The sequence below is a fragment of the Vreelandella sp. L-15 genome, assembly GCF_056857635.1.
In genome coordinates this window covers 1-21250 of record NZ_JBSXNN010000055.1, presented here as the reverse complement: position 1 = coordinate 21250, position 21250 = coordinate 1, and the positions used below count along the sequence as shown (strand labels likewise).

Here is a 21250-nt window from a genome sequence, read left to right as displayed (position 1 = left end):
ATGAACCTTGACCCTCAACTATCTCTTTACCCTAGACGAGGCCTCTGGATAGGTGCCTTGCTGGCTGCGTCATTAACTGGCTGTGCCGTTGGCCCCTCCAAAATGGATGCCGAAAGGGTTCAAACGGTGGATGACCGTTCGCAGGCACTATTACAAGAGCGGCTAGTGCAAGAGTCAGAGAAGTTACGCCTTCTGCAAGATGAGCTGAGGCAGAATTTGGAGCAACAGCAGGAAGTGGTGTTGGAGCCAGTGGTCCCCCGCTATAACCCGCTTGATGCTGTGAGCGTTACATTACAGGCGGACGATGTTGATGTCCGTAACCTGCTCAAGGCGATTGCTGATCAGGCAGGACTGAACTTGGTGCTACCTGCTTCGCTGTCGCGTCAGCCGCGCACGCTGTCGCTGTCGCTTAGTTCGGTGCCTGCTAGCCAAGCCTTTGAGGAGATCACTAAGGCGCTAGATCTGGCCGGGCATGTCCGCGATAACATGCTGGTGGTAGAGGAGTTTGAAGAGCGGATTTTCGATATGGATTTCCTGCTCACCATGAGTACGGCTGACTTCAACGCGGGGGGCGATGTATTCGGTGCCGGTAATACCGGTGGCGATGGCGGGTCGGCTTCGGGTGGCGGCTCAGGTAGCAGCGGGCTGCGCAGCAGCTTTTCAATCTCGGGACGCAATACCAATGATGTGAACCCTTACGAGCAGATTGACCGGATGTTGGCATCGCTGATCGGCGGGCAGGGTAATGGAGAGGGAAATGGAGAGGGCGGTATGGGGCAGCAAGGGGTGCCGACCTATATGCTGAACCGCTCCACCGGTACGCTGTTTGTTCGTGGGCGCCCATCTCAGCTGGCGGCGGTCGGACGTTTGGTTGAGCACTATAAGTCGGTGTTAAACCGACAGGTGCTGATCGAGGCGCAGATTCTTGATGTCGAGCTTAACGACCAGTTCAGCTATGGCGTTGATTGGAGTTTCCTACGTAACCAGGTGGCCTTGTCCTACTCGTCTAACCCGATGGCGCTGGGTGCGATCGACTCATTGGTGCCAGGGGCGGAGAATGCGGGCCGCAGCGTGTTGATTCCGTCTACTGCGCTAGGTACGTCGGGTACGCCATCGCTGGGCCTTGCTCAGTCGGGCAGTAACCACAATATCGGGCTCGACCTGATGAAAACCTTTGGCACGGTGCATATCCTATCTAACCCGTCGATTCGGGTGCGCAACACGCAGCCCGCCGTGGTGAGTGTGGGTAGTAACATGCGTTATATCGCCCAATCTAGCTCTAATACGCAAAACGGTGGCGGCGGCTTGCTGGCGACCACGTCCAATGTAGTGACGTCTAATGTATTCGACGGCGTGATGCTGGGAGTGATTCCGTTTGTGTCCGAGGATGGTGCTATCCATCTCACCATTAACCCGATGCAAACCTCTGTGCAGGCCTCTTCTATGGAGCTAGTAGAGGTAGGCAGCACGCAGAATCCGCTGAAAATCTCGCTCCCCCGGGTGGACTTCAAGGGTATGACCACATCGTTGTCGCTGAACGACGGTGACATGGTCATTATCGGTGGTCTTATCGGTGAAAGTGGTAACCGTTCAAGGGATGGGGTGCCCGGTATTACGGATGTCCCTCTGTTTGGCAGCGTGCTGGGTGGGCAGTCTGAATCGACCACGGCACGCGAGCTAGTTCTCGTGCTGCGCGTTCAGATTTTGTAAGCCGGATTCCCATGAGCTTAGTTTTCGACGCATTGCGCCAGCATGGCACTCATCCTACGCAAGCTCCCACTCAGTTGGGTAGTGTGGTCACCCCTGGCCAACGTCGATGGCGGTGGGGTTTGGTGGCGGGGTTAGTGTGTGTCGCCGTTGCGGGACTGTTCCTATGGGAACATTTTTATGCGGCAGAGCGTATCTCGCCGCGCAATGTTTCAGCCGCGCTGCCTGTGGAGCCTTCCGCACCTACTGTGTCGTCAGCTCCGCAGGAGGTTGTGGTGGTGGATATTGCTTTGCCAACGCCAACGCCAACGCCAACGCCAACGCCGCCAGAAATACAGGCTCAAGCGCCTGCACCGTCGAGTGGTTCACGGCTACCGGGGGATGCCCTGGCACGGCTTGCCGCAACGGCTTCAGTGATAGAAGTAGCAGCCGTTAGCCAGCCAGAGGTGGCGGCAGTTGGCGAGATAGACACGTCAGTGCCCGCTCTTGAGTCTGAGCCCGAGCCTAGGCTTGAGCCTAAACCCGAGGCTGAGCTTTCAATGGTGGTAGAGACTGCGCCTCCGGCTGAGGTAAATCCGGCAGAACTGTTTGCGGCCTTCAATGCGGCGCTGTCGGCGGGCCAACTGCCCCAGGCGGAAGAGGTTATTGAGCGTGCTCGGTCTGCGCTAGGCGAATCGCATCTGATCGTTGCTCGTATGCAGGGCTATTACTGTATGAGGGCAGATTGCCCGGCGCAGGCACGCCAAGCCTACTCCACGATTCTTGCTCGTCTGCCAAGAGATCGCGAAGCGGGCTATAACCTGGCGGTTTTAGACTGGCAGGCTGGGCAACATGCCGAGGCGGCTAAGCGGGTGCGTGCGCTGCTGGCGCAGTACCCAGCAGACGACGCTTTACGCGCACTACAGCGGCAAATGGGAGCGCATTGATGAGTAGCGGATTTCCATTGTCGGCTTACCTGCAGCACTTAGGGTTTACGCGTAACCCGTTTCCGGTAACGCCGGATGAGCACGGCATCTTCTTTTCTGCTCGGTTGGCAGAACAGTTCACTGAGTTGTTGCACTTCATTGAGCAGCGCAAGGGGTTCATGCTTGTAACCGGTGATGTCGGCGTTGGTAAAACGACGCTCTCCCGGGCGCTACTAACGCGTTTGGCCGAGCAGGGGGCGTGTACCGCGCTGGTGTTCAATACGTTTCTTCAAGGTGCCGACCTGTTAAGGGCAATCAACCGTGATTTTGGTGTGACGGCCGCTGGCGATAGCCTAGAGGCACAGCTGCAGGCACTGAATACTTGGTTGCTGCAGCAGCATGAAAAGGGTCGTAACTGTGTATTGATTCTGGATGATGCTCAAGGGTTGGATGTACCCAGCCTTGAGCTGGTACGTCAGTTGAGCAACTTGGAGGCCAGCCAGGCCAAGCTGCTACAAATTGTGATGGTGGCCCAGCCGGAAATTCGCTTGACCCTGGATCGTCATGACATGCGGCAGCTGGCAAGCCGTATTGCACTGCGCCTTGAGCTGACCCCGCTGACGTTGAACGAGTTGGATGTCTATCTGCATCATCGGTTGCAGTGGGCAGGCTGCCCAGAGGTGTTGACCGTTGATCGCAGTGCTTTGCGGCGGTTGCATCGCTATAGCATGGGCTATATTCGCCGGGTGCATATCCTGCTTGACCGCTGCCTCTACGGTTTGGTTGCCACAGGCACCACGCGCATTAGCGCTAGGTTAGTGGACACCGCCGCTAAGGAACTGAGCTTAGTGCCAGCCCCCAAGCGCCGCGCTTACCGCTCGCTGGTGATGGGAAGCGTGCTGGTAATGGGTGGCGTTGCGGGGGCTGTGGGGCTGGCGGCGGTGGCCGGTTACCCGCTTGACCTGCTCTCGACTCCCTCAACGCCAATAGTGGAAGTACCGCCGCAGCAGGCGGGCATAGACCTGCAAGCGGAGCCTCAAAAAGCTGTTCCTCAGCCTCAGCCTCAGCCTCAGCAACAAGCAACACCTCAAGAGGCGGTGGTGCAAGCAGTGGTGTCTCAAGAGGCTTCTCAAGAAGCAACTCAAAACGTTCATCAAGAGGCTGCCTCAACTACAGAGCAGCAAGAAGCTGTTCAGGTCGTCGACTTTGCATGGCAGGCCTTTACAGCCACCTATACGCCTCTGCCCCCGGTGGAGGCTCCTCCGCAGCATTGGGCGGATGTGGTTGAGTGGCTGCCAGCACGGAGTGAGGAGCAACCCTGGGTACCGGTGCTGCTGCCGAGCGAATGGGAGCAGGGGTGTAATGACCAGCCGCTTTACCCGCTGAGTGATGGGCGGCTAGCACTGTTTCAATCAGTACTACCCGTGGCGCCCCAACCTTTTGGTGAAGAGGGAGAGCCGTTATTTGCCTTGCAGCTGGCGCTGGTCGAGCGCTTGCTGTTAGCGCCTGAGGCGGTGGATGGTGTGATGGGGCCGCGCACGGCGAATGCACTAGCTCAGTTTCAGAAGCAGAGCGGCCTGCTAGCGAGCGGCCAGCCGGATGCGGAAACCTCCTATCTGCTGAGCTGCCTGGGTGAGGGTGGTTTATGAGCGAAGCTGCCTTTCGCTACGTGTTCTATCGGGTGGTGTCGAACCAAGGCCGCGTGCGTGCTGGGTTGTCGAAACTGCCGGTGACCGATTACAGCAATGCTCACCCGTTAGTAGAGCGCCGTGAACAAGCCGTGGTGCTGCAGCTCTATGTGCTACCGGCGTTAATGCTGCCGCTGCTGGACGGCTTGGCTCTCTTTATGCGCCGTAGTATCCCTATCGCGTTGCTGGCGGAGTTTCTGCATAGCCTGGGGCTGATGCTACGCAGTGGCCTGCCGGTCGATATGGCGCTTAAAGATTTGCGTGATGATGCTAAACATCTGGCGCTCAAGGCGCTGACAGCAGACTTGCTGAGTGGCGTTAGGGCCGGTAATACGCTCTCTTCAAGGCTCTCATTTTACCCACACTTGGTACCAGCCACCGTTCGGCACCTTGTCGATATTGGTGAGCGCTCGGGCAACCTCGACCGCGTGCTAATGGATGCCTCCGAACATCTGGGGCGTATTACCGCCCTGCGCCGGGATGTCTCACGCGCTTTGATCTATCCATTTTTCGTCGTAGTCACCATCGTGATAGCGGCACTGTTCTGGGTGTACTACGTACTGCCTGATCTGGCCAATATGTTTCGCCAGATGGGAGCCCATCTTCCCCCGTTGACCCAGAGTGTACTGAGCGCTGTGCACTGGATGCGTGAGCTGCTGGCGGCTTATGGCTACTGGGTGTTAGCAGCTGTTGTGGTGTTACCGATGCTATTGAGCCGGAGCCAGCGGGTTAGGGCCGGGTTTTATTGGCTGGCTTACCACCTTCCTATTAGCCGCACGCTGGTGCGCACGTCCGCCATGGCATTTATCAGCGAATACTTGGCGCTGCTAGTAGCGGCGGGCATCAATCTATTGGATGGACTAGCTATTTTGGAGGCGGCAACCCGCAATGAGGTGTATCGCGATGCGATTCGCCAGGCCCGACAAGGAGTAATGCGCGGTAATACGCTGGCAAGTGGTCTGGAGCGCAGCGGTGTGTTTTCACCGCTGATGATTCGTTTGATCAATGTGGGAGAGCAGAGCGGCAACCTGGATGGCCAGTTGCGTACGTTAGCCGACGAGTACCGGCGGCGGCTTAACCATCTAGTCGCCACCCTTGCCGAGGTCATCAAACCCGCCGTACTGCTTTTGGCTGGCGCGCTGTTCATCTTCGTCGTGGTGGTGTTTTTGCTGCCGGTATACGACCTCATTGCGCAAAGCACACAGCTTCGCTGAATAGGATTCGTGATGCCCCAATTTTCAATGGCTCAAACACGTCATTGCCGCGGCTTTTCGCTGCTGGAGTTACTTGCCTTACTGGCGCTGCTCACAGGGCTGGTGTCGGCACTGCTTTACAAAACCCTTGATGTCAGTGTTCAAGTAACACAGCAAAATACAGAGACAGCGCTGGCAGCAGCCGATGAACAGTTACGCCAGTTCGCCGCTTGGAATGGGCGGTTGCCCTGCCCTGATACTACTGGGAATGGGATTGAAAATTGTAGTGGGGGGGCGCAAAAAGGGAACTTACCCTACCGCACCCTAGGGCTGGCTGCAGTGGGTTATACGGTGGGGGAGCAGGGGAGTCGTGCGATGATTTACGGGGTCTACCGTAATGAGGTCGCAGACGCTGATTTGGCAGTAACTGCCGAGCGCTTCAAACCCACCAATGCCGATGCAACGGCGTATGACTTGGGCAATGAGAATACGCTCGATTTCTGTTCAGCGTTGGAAGACGCCTCAGAGTTGGCGCAGAACGATAACTATCTGCACATCAGTGACACCAACGACACAGCGGTAGCTATGGCCTACATGCTGGCCAGCCCGGGAGCCTCTAATGCTGACGGCGATATTAATGACGATCGCTACGACGGGCTGAACAGCACGAGCAGCACCGGCTTCAATGCCCCGCAAACGCCGGTTTCCGCAGACTACGACGATATTACCCAAGGGCGCGGCCTCGCCGAGCTTTACGAACTGCTGCACTGTGAAATAAGCCAGCGCTCGTTAAACCTGTCGGCCAATGCGATTGCGCTGGAAGAGGAGAACATCGCTTTTGCTGAGTCTAACCAGGAGAGTGCAGACCAGGGGGTATTAATGAATGCCGTGGGTAGTGCGTTGACCGCGTGGTCTATGGGGCAGGCGGTGGCTGGGTTGAGTGGTGCTATTGAGGTTCAGACGATTTCGACCGGTTTGTTAGCAACGGCCACGGCCACCTGCGCGGTACCGCCCTTTGCTGGCTGTGCGCTGGTGCCTGTTTATACGGCGGCCGTCTCTGCCGCTGGGAGTGGTGTTACCTTGTCAGGTATTGCGGTTGGTCTTTCTGGCACTGCCTTGGGTTTACAAATTACCTCTACAGCGCTGTATGACACCATCGCTGATAAGGCGGGAGTACCAGACACTTTTGAAGGTGAGCTGGGGATTACTCAGGACAACGTCAATGATGCACAGGATAAATATGCCCAGGCTAATGTGGCTGCTCAGGAGGCTGAAAGCACCTATCAAAATGAATTAGCACAGTACGAATCAGGGCCAAAGGCAACTGCTGTTGCCAGCAATAATACGCTAGAAGACGAGATTCGTAAGTTGTCAGGTGATAGCCAAGACAACGCATTTGATGACCTTTACGGGTTCCCGCGTCCAGAAGATCTAGACCCGGAAGATCCACCAGACGAGGCCGATGTCATTATCGGGGTTGAGCCCGCTATTGATGCTTGGCTCAGCACAGCGGCATCGGCAGAGCAAATGGGCAATGTCGATTTAGTGGATGAGGATGGCAACTCATTTACCGATGAAAATGGTAATCCCATTGACCTCGATGCCGACGCAGAGGCTGCAAGAGTGTTTGCCAGCAATCGTATTGCCGAGGTTCGCCAGGGTTTCGAAGCCACTTCCACTTGCATCGATGAACAAGTTTGCCCCTTGGTGACAGCCTTTGATGCGCATGTCGAGGCCTACACGGCGGAGCGAGAAGCCTGGTATGCAGTAGAGGCTCTACGTGCAAAGGCCGAAGCGGCGCGTACTGAGGCCGAAGGTGCCTATGACGCCTACGGTGCGCTCGACTGTGCCTTTAATTCCAATAGTGATTATGACACTAAGACCAATAGCTGTACTGCTGGTGCGCCCGGCAGCAGTGCAGGGAGCGCTGATCAAGATTTCTGTGATGCTTCAAGCGACGCTTACGATGAGGACTCCTGTGCGGCGTGGCAAGATGCTCAAAATTCCAACCCTGTATGTGAAGAAGGCGGTGAGTACTATGACGCTGACGTATGTGCCGCTGTGGGAGAAAGGGCCGAGAAGATAACGATGTTCAGCGGTATGGATAACTTGGTGCAGCAACTGGATAGCAAAGGAACCGTACGATGAGTACGCAGCGCCAGACTGGGTTCAGCCTATTGGAAATGACTCTTTCCTTTGCTGTGTTGGGGTTCTTGTTCGCCATGGCTCCTATGGCTTTAAACGTGTTGGGTAGTGCTCAAAGCGCTGCCCCTGCTCTTGACCGTGTCAAGTTGGCCGTGAATGCGACCGTGGGCTTTGTCGTACAGCATGATCGTTTGCCTTGTCCAGATTCCGACGGTAATGGCTTCGAGGATTGTGATGTCCGCAGCGGGCGTTTTCCCTATCGTACCGTTGGCCTTGGCCAGCCATTGATCAATGAAAGTGGCTTTCCGTTTCACTATGCGGCTTATCAGCACACTAACGCCAACTTGGTAGCGCTGCAGGTCAGCTATGAACCCTTATTGTTGAACGGCGCTAATTCACAGCAGAAAAACGCGTTAGATTTTTGCCAAGGGCTCAGGCTTGGTGTATCCGGTGGTTTACAGGCTACCGAACCCCATGTGCAGTCGCATACGGGTGAGAGTGGCATCAATCCAGCTTTTCTGCTTGTTGATCCTGGCCCGCTTGATGCCGACCGGGACGGGCGACCATTTGATGGCCTAAACGCGACCGGGCTGGAGTATGAGTCGGCGGGGCGCGGTCAAAGCGATGAATACGACGACCGTGTAATTGCTATGAGTTTTGCCGAACTTGCCACCCGGCTCGACTGCCCAGCCATCCTTGCACGTGTAAGCGCGGCGACCCGTGAGGCTAACGCGGCCTACGATGCTTGGCGTGCTTATGAGTTCTACTTGACGTTTCGCATATTTGGTGAAGAAGTCCGCGAAACCAATCTGGAAATCGCCGAACTTAAGCGTTTGATTGCGGAATTCAACTCAGCGGGAAGCATCGCAATGGGCCTTAACGACATTGCCACAGGGTTGGCCAGTGCCACCGGGGCAAGTGGGGTGGCGGTTGCAGCCATTAATGCGGCAGCGGCGACATTTATGATAGTAGAAGAGCTAAGTAGCACGGCAGAAGAGGTTGATGAGAAAACAGAGGAATTGGCCACAGCCGTGGAACAACGAGAAGCGGCAGAGGTGGCTCGCGATGATGCCAAGGCGTACCGAGACCAGACAGCTCAACTGGCACTAGACCGAGATGCGAAGGGGTGGTTCCAATGAATGTAGGGCGCAGGCAGCAGGGTATGACTCTGATTGAGCTTTCCCTGATGCTGATAGTTTTGGGGCTCATAACTGCTGTCATGGTGTCGTTGGTGCCCTCAATGACACGTCTAGCCAGTGTGGAATCAGCCATTAATGACGTCAGCGATACACAAAATGCTATCGCTGGCTTTGCTCTTACCACCGGCCGACTGCCCTGTGCCGATGCTAATCAGGATGGTGTGGAAGATTGTCCGGCGGTAGCTGGCGGCTTCCCTTATTTGACCGTAGGGATCGGCGCCCCTCTGCGCAACGCTTACGGCTACGACTACCGCTATGTTGTTTATGCTCGCCGCGATAATACTCCAATGAATGATGCTGAGCTGACGAAAGCGAGCGACCGTTGGCAGCCTACGCTGGTTTCAGGATTGCCCCCGGTTGCGGAACTGACTGCTATGGAAAGCATAACACCAACGGACCTCTGTCGTGCGCTTGGTGTGGCGCAGGCGAGTACTGTCAATGACCAATCTTTATCGCTGGAATATCTAGCTGCAAGTGAAGTGGTGGCCTATGTGCTGGTGAACCCTGGGCAGGCGGATCGTAACGGTAATGGCTCACTGTTTGACGGAGTGAACACTGACGGACTTAGCGTTGAGCACCCGCTTCGCCGTAGCCGCCGTGATTATGACGATAGTGTTAGCGTGGTGCGCTTTAACCAGCTGTGGGAGCAATTAGGGTGTTCGGCACAACTGGCTACGGCAGGGCACGCGCACCCTAACGTTCAGTCCATGTTGGCGATGTTTCGACAGACCATTCGTGATTATCGCGCTCAGCTAGCGTTGGTCGAAGAGATGGCATTTGCCGATAACTTTCAAACAGGCGCTTCTATTGCTTCGGCATCAGCCTCGGTGGCCGCCGCCGCTGCCATCGCACCTACCGCGACAGCATCAGCCATTAATACTGCAGGTGCTACTGCGGCCGCAGTAGGGGCATCCGTTGGTGCGATTAGCGGCAACACTGCTTTGGTAGGTACGGCGACAACTGCACAGCTCGTGGCTATCGATAATTTAAATAAAGTGCGCGCCCAGTTGGATGAGCTGGACTTACTTATTAAGGACCTGGACGAGTTACATGACAGCGTTGATGACAATGTTGTTGCCGCCGATAACGATGCGCTTTCTGCCCGATAATGGTTGCTAGAGACTTTTATGACGAAAATCACCTTGACTCGCCAACGCGGTTTTACATTGTTGGAAATGTCCATGGCCTTGATTGTGGTGGCGCTGATCATCAGTGCCGTGACCTTGGGCAGTAACTTGCAGCGCAATACTGTCTACCAGCATATGGCGACCAGCTTTGTGCGGGGTTGGCAGTTGGCATTTCTTAGCCATGTAGACCGTGTGGGCGTTGCGCCTGGCGATAATCAAACAACACCGACCGGTAAGGTGAATGGTGCAGATGATAGCGAGTTGTGCAGTCTGGATTTGCGCAATGCCATGTACGCGGCAGGTGTGACGATGCCTCAGGGGCGTTCGGAAGGCTTCGAGACTCACTACGGCTATTTGGATAGTAATGGCAACCCGCAAGATGTCAGCGCTTGTTTTGAAAATGTCGCCTGGAGCGTACCGGGCAGTAGTGCGGGGAGCTATGTAGTACAACGCAAGAATGTGTTGGTATTAGAGGGTTTGACGCCAGACTTAGCGCGTATGCTGGATAGCCTAGTGGACGGCAATGCCGATGCACGGTTTGGTAGCTTTCGTGAGGAGAGTCAGGCGGCGCTTACAACCACTAGCAGTGAGGAGTGGAGCCTGGGAAGCGGAGTGGCTTATGGTAGTGCCACTGCCACTAATCTCGACGAATCCCAGATAGCTACATTAACGGCTTACTATTTGATGGATCGATGATGGATATGGTCGCTTCTATCTCCCAGAGAACGGATGCCCCAGAGCTAGGCGATACCCTTTTACGCCTGGGTATTCTTGAGCCTATTCAGCTGGCTTATGCGCGGCAAAAACAGGCTGTGACTGGTGAATCACTCAATCAGATATTGGTTCGCCTGGGCCTGGTGGCCGACAGCGATTTGGCGCGTGTGCTCGCTGAGTATCACGGCTTGCCTTATATCAGCCAGGAGGAGTGGCCTACCCCAGACCCGGAAGTGCTGCAGTTATTTACCCGAGAGGCGTGCTTAGCTCACGGCGTGTTGCCGCTGCGTATTGCGGCAGGGCAGCTAGAAGCCGTGTTGGGTAATGCTGACCCTGAGCGCGCTGCGAGCTTAATTCAGCGCCGTACTGGCTTAAAGCCCAACCTGAGGCAGGGCGACTTTGTCGCCGTGGCGCGGCGTATTGAGTCAGCCTATTCACTGCGGCAGCGTTCAGCGCTCTCTGCTTTCGAGCGTGAATATCGCCAGCTGCGCCAGGATACGCAGGGCTCATTTCCCATTGATGAGTTGATCAATCAACTACTGGTGTTGGCGGTAAGCGAGCGGGCAACGGATATTCATTTGCAGCCAGAGCCGCAGTCATTGCATATGGCGTTTCGTATTGATGGCGTACTGGTCCCGATTATGGCGCTTGACCGGGAGCTGATGCGGTTGGTGTCGGCGATTAAGGTTATCTCGGCAATGGATATCTCGGACAACCTAAGGCCCCAGGATGGTCGCTTCTCGGTCACCCTGGATAATCAGGCCTATGATGTTCGTGTTTCCACTAGCATCACGCCTCAGGGGGAGAGCGTTGTTTTGCGCCTGTTACCCAAGGGGGTGTCGGTAGCCGGGCTAGAAGAGTTGGGGTTTGCACCGGAGCATCTTGAGTGTCTCCAAGGCTTGTTTCAGCAGCCGCACGGTATCTTCCTGATGACCGGGCCTACTGGTTCGGGTAAAACGACCACTCTACATGCCGGGCTACGGCCGCTGGGGATGACGGGCAAAAGTATCCTGACCGTGGAAGACCCGATTGAGTATGAGCTGCCGGTGGCCTCGCAGACCCAGGTAAACCGCAAGGCGAATTATACCTTTGATACTGCGATTCGCCACTTTCTGCGTCATGACCCGGATATTATGTTGGTAGGTGAAATTCGTGACGGGGAAACGGCAGAAGCTGCGATCCGTGCGGCGGAAACCGGGCATTTGGTGCTCTCTACGCTGCATGTGAATAGTGTTTCTGGCGTAGTTGGCCGTTTGATGGCGCTTGGGATTACCCCGCAGGCTTTGGCTGAAACGCTTATTGGCTGTATCAACCAGCGCTTGGCGCGCTGCCTATGTTCGCACTGTAAGGAGCCGGTGGCGACGCCGGAGCATATCCCATCAGGGTTTGAGTCTCTGTTAGTGGAGGTTCAGCACTTTCGAGCGGTGGGGTGCGAGCATTGCAGACAGACTGGTTACCATGGGCGGGTACCTGTCTATGAAATGCTGATTGTTGATGCGCCATTGGCGCGCTGGGTGGAGGAAAGAGGAATGCGTGCCGAGCTGGCAGGGCTGCTCACGTCCAGTAACCATGTCTCTATCTGGGAGACAGGCGCACGCCTTGTGCGCGAGGGGCTGACAACGGTTGATGAGCTGATGCGCGTTTTGGGTAGCCGGGATGTGCTCGTTCCAGCTATGCGCTCGTTATGATTCCACGACAAAGGCGATGCCTTTGCCAAATACGGAGCGCAGGGGCAACGTCATGCCCTGTTTTCGGGCTTTTTGCCGTAGGCGGCTGAGGATAACGTCAATACGATGGACATCAGGCTCCTCGGCATAGTCAAACAGCAGGTCGTGGAGTACCCAGCGGTCAAATATTTGGTTGGAAGACTCCACCAGTACTTTGAGTAAGTCGAATTCCTTTGGCGTTAGCTTTATAGCAGTCTCGTCGGGAGCCACCAATTGAGAGGATGCCGCTTCAAGATACCAAGCGCCCGTTTGATTAGGTTGGCAGGTGGGCGTAGGGCTAACGTTTTGGGTGGTTTGCAGCCGTTGGCCAAGCTGTATCAGCGCATCGCTAAGTTGAACAAAGTTGATAGGCTTTACTAAGAAAAGGTCCGCCCCCAGGTCAAGGCCGCGTAACCGTTCTTGCTTTTCACCGCGAGCGGTGATGATAACCAGCCCGTAGTGGGATAGTTGACGCAGGTGCTCGACGACGCTGAAACCATCCTCTTCTGGCAGCCCCAGGTCTATCAGCACAATATCGACAGGGTGAAAATGCAGCTTTTTCCAAAAGGCTTCAGCGCTGGGGACGCCCCACACAGGAAAACCTTTGTGCTGCAGGTAGAACTCTACTTCTTCTCGTAGGTCTTCATTATCCTCAATAATCGCGATGCGTGGAGTGGTGAGGTTTTTCATTAAGCTTCCTGATTATTCTTTGGATGTACAGGCAGTGTAAAGATAAACCGACAACCAGACGAGGTATTCTCCGCTAGCGTTAATTCCCCTCCGTGGGCTCGTACAATTTGACGGCTTACGTGGAGCCCTAGGCCGACACCACGTGATGAATCATTCCGAACGGCTCGACGGTAGCGCTCAAAGATCATGCCTGCTCGGTCAGGAGAAATTCCTGTGCCCTGGTCGCGTATACTGATCGCCCAATGATTCTGTTGACGCGATAAATCAATATGGATAGTGCCGCCGGGTGAGTACTTGACGGCATTATCAATGACGTTAGAGAGTGCAATACGCATTAAGGCCGAGTCAATCTCAAGCGTGCTTGCCGCTTCTGCCTCAGGGTGTGTACGTGCGTTGATCGCCTGATTTTCCTGCGTCAGTTTCCAGCTATGGTGGTCCGATAGAGGAATCAAAGAAGCCGCCGAGGTAATCAGTGCTAGCAGCGAGTGTGGGTGGCGCTCAATACTCAGCTGACTTGCTGACAGTCGAGCATCAGCGAGACAGTTGTCGGTTAGCTGGACAAGCCGCTCTGTGGCCCGTTCGATTTTTTCATAACGCCGGGTAACCTGATGGTTGCCAGAGCTGACTTGGTGAAGGTTGGCCAAACTGGCGGTAATAATGGCTAACGGTGTGCGGAATTCGTGGGCGACTATCCCCATAAACTGACGTTGATGCGCCCTGGCTTCTCTCTCAAAGTGTAACTCTTCAGCCATTTTTTTCTTATTAAGCGCTTCGATACGCTGTCTGTACACCTGAAAAACGGCTGTGCCAACCACTAAGAGCATATTGATAATAAGGCCGTATTGCCATATTGCGTAGATGGAGGGGTGATAAGGCAACCAGGTAAGCATGGACATAAGCCCGGAGAGGCTAGCCAACATAATTAACAGCGGGCTAATTCCTAGAATTAAATTTGCAAGTTGAAATTTTTCTTTCCACCAGATATAGAGGCAAGCAATCAAAAAGATAACGCCAGTGAAAAGGTAGATAACAGTCTGTAAGTAAATGGCTTCTTGATAAAGGTTTAACGGTACACATATTAGCAGTAAGACGATGAACACTGATGTGCCGGCCATTAGCTTGTGAGCCCAAGGAATTTTCTCCTTAAACTGCATAACCTCAGTGCACATCCATAATAGGGCGGCATAAGAGGTTAAAGTAAATATACTGGTCAAATAATGCTGTAATGTCAGGCCGATTCCAGGTACTACCCAGGCTACATAACCTTGAACACAAGCAACTAGCCCATAACCTGCGGATACCGCAGTAATAGACCAAAGCCTTTTGCTGCGTAGCAGGGTCGCTAATGTTAAGGCTAACAGGCTGGCAATAGCGGCAATACCCAAGTAAAAGGCCCAAAAGCTAGTGGTACGTGCTGCATGTTGCAAGAAGAGATGTGGCTCCCAGAGTTCTAAGTCTAGTAACAGAGCGCTAGTAGTAGCAGCCCGCAACATCACCTCATAGCCCTTAACGCTATCTGGCGGCGGGGGGAGCCTAAACACCGGAAAGCGATAGTCAATATCGCCTCTTTTACCTTCCCAAGTGTCTCCGGTGCGCTTTTCTACCCACGGCTCTTGGCTGCCTTCTGGTCGATAAAAGAAACGGATGTCATCAATAAAATTTGGGGCTAGTACAAGCCAACGCTCATTACCTGCAAAAAAATGAGCAGGTAGTTTGAAGTATAGCCAGTGTGGTGTACGGGTATAGCCGCGTGAAAATATTTTTTTTTGTATCTCTTCACTGTGGCGTAACTGTGCATACACTTGTTCAACGGTTTGCTGTTGGGACGTATCACTCATCACTGCATAAGGAATATCTGGCCCCAATGCTAGATGAGAGGCGAAGGCGTTAATGGGGAGTAAAGAAATAAGTGCCAGAAGCAGCCATCGTTTTGCCCCGCTTTGGAGTAATGATTTTATCAATAGGTTAAACAAGGGGAGTATCTGCATTATTCTGGCTGCTTCTTTTTAGCATTTTAGGAAGCAGGTACAGACCTTTAGCCACTTCCAGAAAGCCATTATGTGAAACATGGGGCGTATGTGTTATTAAGTGGCAGCCCCATGTTGGACTTAGCCTGCTTTATTAGGTGTGTCTGCCGAGGGGGCAGGCCCTATCACCGCAACGGTTTTTTGCTCCCGCGTCCATTTACCCGCTTTTTTATCAATGTACTGAAAGTGCTCGTTGGTAAAGCTGCCCTGGTTACAGGCGTGGCGGTAAGACACGGTAGGCACGTTGGCGTGGGTTAGTCTCTGGATAAATACCCCAGGCCCGGTAATGTCGAACACATTAGTCAACTCATTCTGCTTGATATTGACGCTAATTTGCTCAATGAGCAGCGCCAGATTAGGGTTGTTGGGTTTGCTGACAATAAAGTAGTTGCTTAGCTCGCCCTTACGGGTAGTAACATAAAGCTCGTCAATATCGTTAGGTATCACGCTGCCAAGTGGCCAAATGGCGTGGGCATCGATATCCAGGTAGACCCCGCCATGCTTTTGCAGTACCAGCAAGCGCCAAAAATCCGCCTGGGCGGCACCAATTTGCAGCCGGGAGTACTGCTGATTAATATCTTTGTCGTAGTGCTCGGCAATGAATGCTTTTCGGGCTTCGGTAATCATAAACCGATACTCAAAGCGCGGGGCCATCAGGCGGTTGAACAGGTAGTTGAGATAAACCGGCAGGGTGACTTTATTGGTAAAGTTGGTTTGCCAAATAATACGTGGAACTACCGAATCATTTTTAGGCGCTAACCAGGGCGCGGAGTGCTCTGGCAGCGTGAAGCGCTTGTTGGGAACAATAGCGTGAAAGACATAGCTGAGTAACTTGGTAATGTTAGCAAATAGCTTAATAAAACGGCTAACAACCACTATCAGCGTTTTGTTGGTGGCAGGCCTTGTAGGCATGAGAATCCTTTTAAATCAGTTCCGTGCGTAACGGTTAAGCGAAGGGGCGTTACCAGCCTCCTTGGCCTTCCAGTAGGCTACGCATGTTATTGTCGAGCGGTAGCTGGAAATCTGCGCTACCCAATACCATGGCATCGCCAGCGCGAACTACCCGTGCGCTCACATAGAGGTAATCCTGCCCTTGGGCATAAGTTCCCATCAAAATCGAGCGGGCGTTGTGCTGGGCGCTAAGACGTTGAACCTGGCGGGAGAGAATAAGTTCACCCACGCTCTCTTCAATAAACATGCTGTCACGCATTTTGACTTCGCGAACCTGCATGCCTTGCTGTGCCAAAGCGGATGCCATGATCTCCGAGCTAATACGGCCAAAGGTAGAGGATTGGCTTAGGTTATCGATGCTGACAAAGGTAGCGGCAATCATGGGGCTGTAGCGGGTCAGGCCTGGGTTGTTCGCCACCATCTGCTGCGCTGCCTGATGGGCAAGCTGAGAAAGATCAGGTTTAGGCTCTTCCGGTTGGGCATTATTGCCTAGCGTCGAGCAGCCCGTTAGCACCAGCATAGTGAACAGCAGCATCATTACGCGAATAGGAGCGCTCAGAGATCGTAAAGACATAAACATTACCAAGTGTCGGTGATAGAAACTGTGGGTGTGGTGGGGGCTTGGGGAACCCGGTGCGGCGCGTAGTGACGACGGTCGCCCGGATTAATGTAATAGATATTGGAGGAGGAGTAGAGGATTCGTTCGCCGTCTAAAATTTGGGTGGTAATAATCACTTCTTCATTGCCGGTATGCGTCCAGCTGCCGCTGGTAATGTCAGCAGCAATCGCACCAGGGATAAGCGCTAATGCAGGTTCGCTCCACTGATTATAAGGAATGGTGGCCACAGCAATGCCAGCGGTTAAGGCGGTGAATGCGCCCACGGGCGGGCGTATAAAGCCACGATCTCGATGCGTCACAACTTCAACATCGACATGAATGTTGGCGGTATTCGCTGTGGGAACGGTCATCAATGTCGCGCCGCGTGATACTAGCTCGCTGGTGAGCAAAGTACGAAAGCCCCGACCAAACTCGCCGCCACTATAGGCAGAGGCGCTGCTTTCTTCTGCGGGGGTAATGTAAAAATCACGAAAACGCACGCGTTCGCGCTGTAGGATTTGGGTAGCTTCATGGCGTGCGAGTACATCCCAGTGATGGGCCGCCTGCATGCGCTGCTGTTCTGTGTAAGGGTAAGTGGTGGCGATAGGTGCCTGTGATGTGTTGGCATAAAAACAACCACTCAGCATCAGGCTGGCAATTCCCAGGCCAACGGGGCGTAAAAAGTGGACAATGGGGAATGACGTGGGAAGAATGCGCACCTGATAGTTCCTTATCGCTACTAAACAGCTATTTGATAGACTAGTTTGCCATGCTTAGCTTAGATCGGCCACGAGGTTAGAAACTTGAATGAGTGATAACACCCATGCTTGAAGACCACCGCAGCGGCCCACGCCATGATTCGCTGTTGTCTGCGTACCCCGAAGACGAGAGCAATAGCGGCTGGATGATTAGCTACATCGACATTATGACGCTGTTGGTGGCACTGTTTGTGATTATTATCGCCGCAGCTGGGGTGACAAGCCCGGAGTGGTCATCTGCGGATAACCAGGTTGAGCCTGATAACCTCATTGTGCGACCGCTGGAAGTGCCGCTGCCAGATGTGTTGGATGAATTTCGTTCACAACGTAGCCCGGTGTTGGCCTCCACCCCTGGAACGCTAAATCCGATGGCGATTAGTGCTGCGCTGGGTGTGGCGGGTTTACCCACCCGTTCTGTCTCCACCTTTAGCGTGCCGCCGCTATTAGCACTCCCTGAGCCAGCAGAGCTAACGCCGGCCGATGAGCTACCGTTCGTTAAGACGCTGTCTGAACGCCTGACACCGACCCTTCCTACTCCTTTGGTGCGCATAGAAGAAGAGGTGGCCACTTCGCCCATGGCAGATTATATGGTTCTACTGACAGATCGCCCGCCGGTTAATGTTCAGGAAATCAGCGATGAGGCCATCAGCAGCGCCCTGGCGCTGGACACAAGCCTGCCTGAGCGCGTTGAAACGTCAGCGTATCTGCCAAATTTAGAGGGCGTAGAGGTCTCCCGTGTGGCGGAGGGTATTAGCTTGCGGGTGCAAGATAGGCTGCTGTTCCCTTCTGCTACGGCGGAGCTTACCGAAGGCGGCTCATCGTTGGTGGGTAGCCTGCTGGAAACCATTCAGCGCTACGATGGTGAAGTATGGGTAGAGGGGCACTCCGATAGCCAAACCATTAACACGCCGGAGTTTTCATCTAACTGGGCGCTTTCAAGCGCCCGTGCTATCGCCATTGTAGAAGCCTTGGAGGAGGCGGGTGTGGCCTCTGAGCGTTTGCGGGCAGTGGGCCTAGCGGCGACCCAGCCGTTAGAAGATAACAGCACGGCAGAAGGGCGTGCCCGTAACCGCCGGGTGGAAGTGGTCATCCATGTGGAGTAGGGCGCACTAGCCAAAGGGTAAGCACAATAAAAAAGCCCGCCGGGGGGGGGCGGGCATTAAAGGGCTTGGCTCACTGCAGCCCACTGACATCAGGTGAGGAGTGTACGTGAATGCCAGTGAGTACAATATGAGTATAGCTATTTATGAGATTTCGCCAAGCGCTTGTGCAATTTTTTGTAGGCTTTTAGGCCGACATCTTAAATGAAAAACTTAGCTCACTTTTTTGCACCCATTTGGTGCTTTTCTGATGCGCTTTTTTGGTGCTCAAGCCTTCAGCGCCCTTTCTTTGATTTTAAGTATTTGATTTATATTAGATGAACTTCATTGGCATACATTCTGCTTTATTGCTTATCTGAAAGAGACGCCTGCGTAACGGCTTTTAAGATTGCAATAAGGTGGTGCCATGACCGAACAGACTCGCACTGCACATACTCAGACCGAGTTGCCTGATATAGCGCTGTCGCCCGATAGTGCTGACCCAGCGCTTCAACCACGCTTGGTGGTCACTGACCTAGACGGTTCCTTGCTAGACCACCACAGCTATGACTTCTCACCGGCAGCGCCTTGGCTGGCGCGTCTAAAACAGCAGGGCGTGCCCGTTATACCGGTCACTAGTAAAACCCGTGCCGAGCTTATTTCCCTGCGTGAAGCGCTAGGCCTGACAGCTACCCCATTTGTGGCGGAAAACGGCGCTGTGATTGGCCTGCCACCGGGCTGGTGTCACGCACGGCTAGACCGCCCAGGTAGTGGCCTGGATGGCGTGGTGGTTAAACACACTGGAGTAGATGTGGGCTTTATCCGGGCACGGCTTAACGTCTGGCGCAAACGCCTGGGCGTTCGTTTTACCCGTATGAGTGAGCTGGATATTACCCAAGTCATGGCGCTTACCGGTTTAGATGAACCCCGTGCCAAGGCTGCCCGAAAGCGTGAAGGCAGCGAGCCGCTTATCTGGGAAGACGACGAGGCCGCGCTGGCAAACTTTCGCTTAGCGCTTGAGGGCGATGGGTTGACGCTGACGCAAGGCGGGCGCTTTTGGCACGTAATGGGTAAGGCCTCGGATAAAGGCAGCGCCGTTGACTGGCTCATTAAGCGATTTACCGCGCTCCGTGGCCGTGCGCCGCTGTCGCTGGGGCTAGGCGATGGCCCCAATGATATTTCCATGCTCGATGCCGTCGATCAGGCCGTCGTGATTAAAGGCTGCCACGACTTAACCGTCACACCCACGAACACAGCGCTTTATCGCACTAAGGAAACTGGACCAACGGGCTGGGCCGAGGGGGTAGCCCACTGGTGGGGGCGAGACGACCGCCGACTAGCGGCGGTACTCAGCCAACAACCAGAAACGGCCTAACCCAAAAGGGGATCAGCGAATGAGTGACTTTCATCAAAATGGCGTTATCACCGATTTTCATAACCTAACTCGCCGCCCGGTAGAGGCATTGGAGCAGGAGCTGAGTCAGTTTGCTAAGCGTCGCCCGATGGGGTTGATACTGCCGTCGCTGTTTTCCGAGCTGGAAGGTCCGGCGCTTTCTGCCATCGTAGATGAGTTAGTGAAGGTGCCTTACCTCAACGAGATTGTAATTGGCCTGGACCGCGCCGACCGTGAGCAATTCTTGTACGCCCGGGAGTTTTTCTCTCGCTTGCCCCAGCATACGCGCATTCTATGGAACGACGGGCCACGCCTACGCGAGTTAGACGCCGAGCTGGAAAGCCACGATCTGGGAGCGTTAGAACCAGGCAAAGGGCGCAATGTGTGGTACTGCGCAGGTTACGTGCTGGCGTCTGGCCGCTCGTCGGTGGTGGGATTACACGACTGCGATATCCTGACCTACGACCGCAGCCTGTTGGCTCGGCTCATGTACCCCGTGGCGCATCCACGTTTTAACTACAGCTTCTGTAAGGGCTACTACCCGCGCATTGCAGAAGGAAAACTGAACGGCCGGGTGTCTCGGTTGATGGTGACGCCGCTACTGCGAGCGCTCAAAACGGTATGCGGGCCGCTGCCCTATTTGGACTACTTAGATAGCTTCCGTTATCCGCTCTCAGGGGAGTTTGCGATGCGCAGCGATGTGCTGGAAGGCATTCGTATCCCCGCTGACTGGGGCCTGGAGATTGGGGTGTTGTCTGAACTGCAGCGTAACTGTTCACACCGCCAGCTGTGTCAGGTCGATATTGCCGATGCCTACGATCACAAGCATCAGCCCGTTAGCGAAGATGACGCCAACGGCGGCCTGAATCGCATGAGTCTGGATATCGCCAAAGCGCTGTACCGTAAGCTGGCCACCCAAGGCGTGAGCTTTAGCAGTGAAGACTTTCGCACGCTAAAAGCCACGTACTATCGTTTAGCACTCGATTTGATCGAAGCCTACGACCACGACGCCACCATGAACGGCCTGAGTTTAGACCGTCACTGTGAAGAGCAGGCGGTGGAGTTATTTGCCAGCAACCTGCTGGAAGCGGGCAACCTGTTTTTGGATAACCCCCGCGAACGGCCATTTATTCCTAGCTGGAACCGCGTTCAGGCCGCTGTACCCGACATACTGGCGCGGATGCACGAAGCGGTAGAGTTGGATAACCAGGGCAGGGTGTAGCTGGGAACTGACACTCCCCGCCCGCCGCGCTTCGCGCTTTGGGCGAGGGTTCTGAGATCACCCCCAGAACCTTCCTGCTTCCACACGCCTTCACTAGATAGCAGCTAGGCCGCTGCCCTCCGCTCCGGTCGCTCCACAGGCTAACCCC

At 54.5% G+C, this 21250-nt stretch carries 17 protein-coding genes; 12 read left to right on the top strand and 5 right to left on the bottom strand.

The features are described 5' to 3' along the window. The 9 genes from AC13CY_RS07620 (at window position 1) to AC13CY_RS07580 (ending at window position 12366) form a co-directional block, all read left to right on the top strand. Window positions 1-1710 carry a hypothetical protein gene (locus tag AC13CY_RS07620; protein ID WP_287837801.1) on the top strand — a complete coding sequence of 570 codons (1710 nt, stop codon included), beginning with the start codon at window positions 1-3 and terminating at the stop codon, window positions 1708-1710. 11 nt (window positions 1711-1721) lie between these two features. Beyond that, window positions 1722-2633, top strand: coding sequence for a tetratricopeptide repeat protein (locus AC13CY_RS07615; protein ID WP_474790326.1), 912 nt, complete (start codon window positions 1722-1724; stop codon window positions 2631-2633). Further along, window positions 2633-4261, top strand: a complete 1629-nt coding sequence (locus AC13CY_RS07610) for an ExeA family protein (RefSeq protein ID WP_287837264.1) — start codon at window positions 2633-2635, stop codon at window positions 4259-4261. Before AC13CY_RS07615 ends, AC13CY_RS07610 begins: the two co-directional genes overlap by 1 nt. Beyond that, window positions 4258-5514, top strand: coding sequence for a type II secretion system F family protein (locus AC13CY_RS07605; protein ID WP_287837266.1), 1257 nt, complete (start codon window positions 4258-4260; stop codon window positions 5512-5514). The genes AC13CY_RS07610 and AC13CY_RS07605 overlap by 4 nt, the downstream gene beginning before the upstream one ends. A gap of 12 nt (window positions 5515-5526) precedes the next feature. Next, window positions 5527-7641: a hypothetical protein gene (locus AC13CY_RS07600; RefSeq protein ID WP_287837268.1), complete on the top strand. Its 2115-nt coding sequence runs from the start codon at window positions 5527-5529 to the stop codon at window positions 7639-7641. After that, complete coding sequence (locus AC13CY_RS07595) at window positions 7638-8777, top strand: type II secretion system protein (RefSeq protein ID WP_287837270.1); 1140 nt, start codon at window positions 7638-7640, stop codon at window positions 8775-8777. The genes AC13CY_RS07600 and AC13CY_RS07595 overlap by 4 nt, the downstream gene beginning before the upstream one ends. A gap of 101 nt (window positions 8778-8878) precedes the next feature. Beyond that, window positions 8879-9946, top strand: coding sequence for a hypothetical protein (locus AC13CY_RS07590; RefSeq protein ID WP_287837271.1), 1068 nt, complete (start codon window positions 8879-8881; stop codon window positions 9944-9946). Between the two features lie 18 nt (window positions 9947-9964). Next, complete coding sequence (locus AC13CY_RS07585; protein WP_287837273.1) at window positions 9965-10660, top strand: type II secretion system protein; 696 nt, start codon at window positions 9965-9967, stop codon at window positions 10658-10660. Further along, the gene (locus tag AC13CY_RS07580; protein WP_287837275.1) at window positions 10660-12366 is read left to right on the top strand and encodes a GspE/PulE family protein; all 1707 of its coding nucleotides are present in this window, start codon (window positions 10660-10662) and stop codon (window positions 12364-12366) included. Before AC13CY_RS07585 ends, AC13CY_RS07580 begins: the two co-directional genes overlap by 1 nt. On the opposite strand, the gene AC13CY_RS07575 is transcribed toward AC13CY_RS07580, so the two are convergent. From AC13CY_RS07575 to AC13CY_RS07555, 5 genes are all read right to left on the bottom strand, one after another. Further along, window positions 12361-13074, bottom strand: coding sequence for a response regulator transcription factor (locus AC13CY_RS07575; RefSeq protein ID WP_287837277.1), 714 nt, complete (start codon window positions 13072-13074; stop codon window positions 12361-12363). The two genes, AC13CY_RS07580 and AC13CY_RS07575, sit on opposite strands and share 6 nt — an antisense overlap. Beyond that, window positions 13074-15062, bottom strand: a complete 1989-nt coding sequence (locus AC13CY_RS07570; protein WP_287837279.1) for a sensor histidine kinase — start codon at window positions 15060-15062, stop codon at window positions 13074-13076. Before AC13CY_RS07570 ends, AC13CY_RS07575 begins: the two co-directional genes overlap by 1 nt. A 120-nt stretch (window positions 15063-15182) precedes the next feature. Then, the gene (locus tag AC13CY_RS07565; protein WP_474790324.1) at window positions 15183-16013 is read right to left on the bottom strand and encodes a glycosyltransferase family 32 protein; all 831 of its coding nucleotides are present in this window, start codon (window positions 16011-16013) and stop codon (window positions 15183-15185) included. A 49-nt stretch (window positions 16014-16062) separates the two neighbouring features. After that, the gene (locus AC13CY_RS07560; RefSeq protein ID WP_474790323.1) at window positions 16063-16626 is read right to left on the bottom strand and encodes a FlgO family outer membrane protein; all 564 of its coding nucleotides are present in this window, start codon (window positions 16624-16626) and stop codon (window positions 16063-16065) included. A gap of 5 nt (window positions 16627-16631) precedes the next feature. After that, complete coding sequence (locus AC13CY_RS07555; RefSeq protein WP_474789890.1) at window positions 16632-17297, bottom strand: hypothetical protein; 666 nt, start codon at window positions 17295-17297, stop codon at window positions 16632-16634. 176 nt (window positions 17298-17473) lie between these two features. On the opposite strand from AC13CY_RS07555, the gene AC13CY_RS07550 reads away from it, so the two are divergent. The 3 genes from AC13CY_RS07550 to AC13CY_RS07540 all read left to right on the top strand — a co-directional run bounded on the left by AC13CY_RS07550 (window position 17474) and on the right by AC13CY_RS07540 (window position 21102). Further along, complete coding sequence (locus tag AC13CY_RS07550; RefSeq protein WP_474790322.1) at window positions 17474-18511, top strand: OmpA family protein; 1038 nt, start codon at window positions 17474-17476, stop codon at window positions 18509-18511. Window positions 18512-18914: 403 nt separating this feature from the next. Continuing rightward, entirely contained in the window at window positions 18915-19862 is a 948-nt protein-coding gene (locus AC13CY_RS07545) for an HAD-IIB family hydrolase (RefSeq protein WP_286701893.1), read from the top strand. Between the two features lie 19 nt (window positions 19863-19881). Continuing rightward, window positions 19882-21102, top strand: a complete 1221-nt coding sequence (locus AC13CY_RS07540; protein ID WP_172514650.1) for a glycosyltransferase family protein — start codon at window positions 19882-19884, stop codon at window positions 21100-21102. Window positions 21103-21250: the final 148 nt, after the last annotated feature.

Bases quoted from the DNA above. Each gene is read 5' to 3' on its own strand.
- AC13CY_RS07560 (WP_474790323.1), bottom strand. From the start codon at position 16,626: ATGTCTTTACGATCTCTGAGCGCTCCTATTCGCGTAATGATGCTGCTG.
- AC13CY_RS07540 (WP_172514650.1), top strand. From the start codon at position 19,882: ATGAGTGACTTTCATCAAAATGGCGTTATCACCGATTTTCATAACCTA.
- AC13CY_RS07605 (WP_287837266.1), top strand. From the start codon at position 4,258: ATGAGCGAAGCTGCCTTTCGCTACGTGTTCTATCGGGTGGTGTCGAAC.
- AC13CY_RS07610 (WP_287837264.1), top strand. From the start codon at position 2,633: ATGAGTAGCGGATTTCCATTGTCGGCTTACCTGCAGCACTTAGGGTTT.
- AC13CY_RS07545 (WP_286701893.1), top strand. From the start codon at position 18,915: ATGACCGAACAGACTCGCACTGCACATACTCAGACCGAGTTGCCTGAT.
- AC13CY_RS07565 (WP_474790324.1), bottom strand. From the start codon at position 16,013: ATGCCTACAAGGCCTGCCACCAACAAAACGCTGATAGTGGTTGTTAGC.
- AC13CY_RS07595 (WP_287837270.1), top strand. From the start codon at position 7,638: ATGAGTACGCAGCGCCAGACTGGGTTCAGCCTATTGGAAATGACTCTT.
- AC13CY_RS07555 (WP_474789890.1), bottom strand. From the start codon at position 17,297: ATGCTGAGTGGTTGTTTTTATGCCAACACATCACAGGCACCTATCGCC.
- AC13CY_RS07550 (WP_474790322.1), top strand. From the start codon at position 17,474: ATGCTTGAAGACCACCGCAGCGGCCCACGCCATGATTCGCTGTTGTCT.
- AC13CY_RS07580 (WP_287837275.1), top strand. From the start codon at position 10,660: ATGGATATGGTCGCTTCTATCTCCCAGAGAACGGATGCCCCAGAGCTA.
- AC13CY_RS07570 (WP_287837279.1), bottom strand. From the start codon at position 15,062: ATGCAGATACTCCCCTTGTTTAACCTATTGATAAAATCATTACTCCAA.
- AC13CY_RS07615 (WP_474790326.1), top strand. From the start codon at position 1,722: ATGAGCTTAGTTTTCGACGCATTGCGCCAGCATGGCACTCATCCTACG.
- AC13CY_RS07620 (WP_287837801.1), top strand. From the start codon at position 1: ATGAACCTTGACCCTCAACTATCTCTTTACCCTAGACGAGGCCTCTGG.
- AC13CY_RS07590 (WP_287837271.1), top strand. From the start codon at position 8,879: ATGACACGTCTAGCCAGTGTGGAATCAGCCATTAATGACGTCAGCGAT.
- AC13CY_RS07585 (WP_287837273.1), top strand. From the start codon at position 9,965: ATGACGAAAATCACCTTGACTCGCCAACGCGGTTTTACATTGTTGGAA.
- AC13CY_RS07575 (WP_287837277.1), bottom strand. From the start codon at position 13,074: ATGAAAAACCTCACCACTCCACGCATCGCGATTATTGAGGATAATGAA.
- AC13CY_RS07600 (WP_287837268.1), top strand. From the start codon at position 5,527: ATGCCCCAATTTTCAATGGCTCAAACACGTCATTGCCGCGGCTTTTCG.